Raw genomic sequence first — 3845 nt, 5'->3', positions numbered from 1 at the left:
AGCTGTGAGGTACTCATGGGTGATCCGAAAACAAAATGGCGATCTTGGTGCCCCTAAGGCGACCTCGTATGATCGCCAAAGTGATCCTTTTGATGGCCTCCTTTCGAAGGCGTTCGAGTTTTGACAGTGCTGACCGATTGAGCAGGCGCTTTGTGATTTGTTTCCGCATTTTGCGATGCGTGCTCGTTCACTAAGGCACTCAGAAGTCCAGCGTACCGCGCGATGCCTCTCAGTCCAGGAGCCAAGTATTCTAGCTATGGGCGCAAGCTCAGCTCCGCCCCGGCCTTGGCGCAGATGGCGGGCGATTTGTTCGTTCAACCCACCCGATACGGAGAGCAGCTCCCTGAACGCGAGGCACCGGACGTGCCCGTGCGGCTCGTTTCGGACCGGGCGAACCTTATCTGTGTCGGTGTGGCCGAAGACATCAAGACTCACCTCGAACTTGGAACTTTCGGTCTGCTCGATGCCAGCCACTGACCGCAAATTCGACTTGCCGAAGAGACGTCCAAATTGATGCTCTCCGGCCCACGATCACGCCGGTCTACGCCGAGGGCGAGTGCCACCCGCCGCCGAGCGCGAGGAAGACCCGGATCTGGTCGAGCGCGACCATGGTCTGCTGGGCCGCCACCGACTGCTGGATGACCAACAGGCTCCGATCGGCGTCGAGCACCGGCAAAAAGCCGCTTCGGCCCGCCTCATAAAGCCGCCGCGCGTCATTCGATGCACGCTGGGCGCTGCGCTCGGTCGCACGCAATCCGGCAAGGCGCTGCAGATCGTCGCCATACGTTGTAAGGCTGGACTCCACCTCACGAAGCGCGGCAAGTACCGTGCCGTCAAACTGTGCAAACGCCGCGTCAATCTGCGCCTGCGCCCCCGCAATGGTGGCCTTCGCGCGCCGCCGGTTGGGGAACTGCCAGGTGATGAGGGGACCAATGGCAAACTTGTACGTGTCGTCGGAATTGAAGTTCTTCATCAGGCCCACGGAAGCCCCAGAAGCCCCCAGTGAGATGCGAGGATATAGGTCGGCCGCGACCACACCAAGGTTGGCCGTCGCCTGGCGAAGTTCCGCTTCGGCACGAGCCACATCAGGGCGCCGTGCAAGCAATGCGCGGCCGTCTCCGGTGGGAATGGCCTGAGTGAGGACGGGCTCCGCGGTGCAGTCAGCGAGGTTCGGCGGGAAACCGGTGGGCGGAACACCCGTAAGGACTGCCAGGCGATAGAGGGCTTCTTTCCGCCGGCTCTCGTAGACCGGGAGCGTGGAGAGCAGTTGTTCTTCTTGCGTCGTAGAGCGGGTCACGTCCAGCGACGTGTTCCGGCCATCACTGAACTGACGCGATGCAAGCTGGGTCTCCTGCCGCTGGATATCGATGGCGCGCCGGGCCACCACCAGTTCCCGCCCGRCCGCGCATGCGCCGATGAAGGCTTGCACCGTCTGGGCGGCGACCGTCATTCGGGTTGCCGCCTGGGCGGCCCGTGCGGCGTCCACGTTGGCGTTTGCAGCCTCGATCGAACGGCGCACCTGGCCGAAGAGGTCAACTTGGTACGACACCGATGCACCGAGCTCATATGTGCGCTCGTTTGGCAGCGGGCCCGCGACCAACTGTTCCTCTGCAGAGTCGCGTGCATAGGCGCCGGCTGCTTGCAGGCCGATCTGGGGCAGGCGGGCATCGCGAGAGACGTCAAGACCCGCCTGCGCACGGGCAAGGTTAGCGACAGCGATGCGGACGTCTGTGTTGGCGGTCAACGCCTGGTCGACGAGGGAATTGAGTTGGGGCGTGCCGTACAGGCGCCACCACTGGTCGATAGCGGGTGCTACGCTGACAGCGGAATTATCTATGACCCGAAATGGGCCTTGTACATCGGGCCGCTCCATGACGGCAGAAGGCGGGCGACGGTAATCAGGCGTGAGCACCGTGCATCCGGCTAGCAGGGTCACGGCTGCAAGCACAAGGGCTCGCCGCCTCATCTCGGATTCCTGATAACGACAGGCCTGATGCGTACGGTTGCCGTGCGCCCGGCAATGGGCAGCACGCCGGCAGGAATCGAATCGAGCCTGACCCGCACGGGGATGCGTTGGGCAAGCCGTACCCAGTTKAAGGTCGGGTTGACGTTGGCAAGCAGCCTCGGGCTGCTGACCGTGTCGCGATCTTCGATACCTCCTGAAATGCTCTCGACATGGCCATGCATGACGGCCGACTCACCCATCAAGATGACATCGACCACGTCACCCACATGGATGCGGGGAATTTTTGTTTCCTCGAAGTATCCCTCCACGCGCAACGACGCAGTGTCGATGAGGGCAAAAACTGGTTTCCCCGCCGTCGCATAATCTCCCGGCTGGAGCTCGATGTTCGACACGATGCCATCCGTGGGTGCCAACACATCCGTCCGGGCGAGATTCAGGTCGGCGGTATCAAGTGCAGCCTGCGCCTGCAGACGGTTGGCAGTGAGCGTGTCGACCTTCATCTGGCTCTCTTCGCGCATCTCGTTGCTGACAAGGTTGCCAAGACGCCGGTTTCTCGCGTTTTCACGACGGGCCTGGTCAATCTGGATGTCGAGCGTGCGCACATTGGCGGCGGCCTGCGCGCGCGCCAGTGTAAATCGGGGATGATCGATGACGAACAAAAGCTCGCCGCGCCTCACGCGCTGGTTGTCCCTGACATGCACCTCCGTGATAAGGCCAGTTACGTCCGGAGTTATCTGGATGGTGTCGGCACGCACGCGCCCGTTGCGGGTCCAGGGGTCCACCTGGTAGTACTGCCACAGGAAATAGCCCGCAAGGCAGGCAGCGAACACCACGACTAGGGTGACGAGGACGCGGATGATTGCGCGCAGAGTGGGACGCATGGCAGCTATCCAGACCATCAGCGGTGGAGCACGGCTGCGAAGCCGGCCCAGAGAACGACAAAGAGGGCGGCATCGGCAAGGCCGGGGTGCCACATCCAAGCATACGCGTGCGTGCGGCCAAGAACCCAGCGGAGCACGAGGTGGCTGACACCGGCGAGCAGTGCTGTCACTAGCGCGCCATGCAAAAAAACCCCGCCGACGTCCCACTCACCGTTCATGGCCGTCTCTCGTGGCAAGAGTGTGGCGTAGACCGACCCAGGCCGACACGCCACGCAGGCGCGAGCGATACGGTATCAGAGCGAGCACCGTCGGCTGCAAGGAGGCAAGCGCATCGGTGACCTGGATAGGCGTTGGTGCGTCGGGTCTGACCGCAAGCATGTCAAAGTAGCGGACCAGCGCTTCTCGCAAGCGCGCAAGGCCGATCGTCCCGGTCTCGTCCATGACGGCACGTAGGGCAATGAGTTCACTGAGGCTCACGCCAATGCGAAGGTCCCGTAGGCTACTGGCCGCCAGTCGCGATGCGGGCGGAATTCTCGGCAAGAGCAACCCGACCCGGTCGAGCATGCGCATAGCAAAGGGGACGACCGAGGCCGGCGGTCGCCTTGCAAGCGCCGACAAGTCGCGCCAGCCGGAGCGGACAATGCGCCGGGCGACCCACTGGCCTTCCATCACCCGGACTGCTTGGGTGAGCAGCAGGGCAACCGTGGTGCCAAGCGATGACGACAGGGCGAGGTTGGCAAACGCTTCCATGTCGCCGTGATAACTCGGCTGGATACCGATGACAGTGGTGGTGACCAGCAGCACCGACAGGGCGCGCAGCGCGTGCCGGGGCACGGTCATGAGTGCTGCGGGAATCGCGATGAGCGGAAAAAGGACAATGGCCAGCGGAATGAAACCGTCGAGCAAGGGCAAGATGGCAAACACGTAAATCGCGCCAATGGGGATAGAAGCAAGTGTCCAGACCAGCATCTTGCGCATGACGGGGGTCTGGTCGTCGA

The 3845-nt window shown here is 62.8% G+C and carries 4 protein-coding genes; all 4 read right to left on the bottom strand.

Going from position 1 to position 3845, the window contains the following annotated elements:
• Window positions 1-541 precede the first annotated feature (541 nt).
• A complete protein-coding gene (locus tag AC1DSN_RS19685; protein ID WP_477332375.1) occupies window positions 542-1966 on the bottom strand; it encodes an efflux transporter outer membrane subunit in 1425 nt (474 codons plus the stop codon).
• Window positions 1963-2847 (bottom strand): efflux RND transporter periplasmic adaptor subunit, encoded by an 885-nt coding sequence (locus AC1DSN_RS19680; RefSeq protein WP_477332373.1) that lies wholly within the window; start codon window positions 2845-2847, stop codon window positions 1963-1965. Before AC1DSN_RS19680 ends, AC1DSN_RS19685 begins: the two co-directional genes overlap by 4 nt.
• Before the next feature lie 17 nt (window positions 2848-2864).
• A complete protein-coding gene (locus AC1DSN_RS19675; protein WP_477297720.1) occupies window positions 2865-3065 on the bottom strand; it encodes a DUF1656 domain-containing protein in 201 nt (66 codons plus the stop codon).
• Window positions 3055-3845: FUSC family protein (locus AC1DSN_RS19670; RefSeq protein WP_477332371.1), on the bottom strand; the 791-nt coding region annotated here is incomplete at its 5' end. The genes AC1DSN_RS19675 and AC1DSN_RS19670, both read right to left, overlap by 11 nt.

The organism is Luteibacter sp. P4_D7_3 (assembly GCF_056401735.1).
This window is presented reverse-complemented; position numbering and strand designations above follow the sequence as displayed.

Bases quoted from the DNA above. Each gene is read 5' to 3' on its own strand.
- AC1DSN_RS19675 (WP_477297720.1), bottom strand. From the start codon at position 3,065: ATGAACGGTGAGTGGGACGTCGGCGGGGTTTTTTTGCATGGCGCGCTA.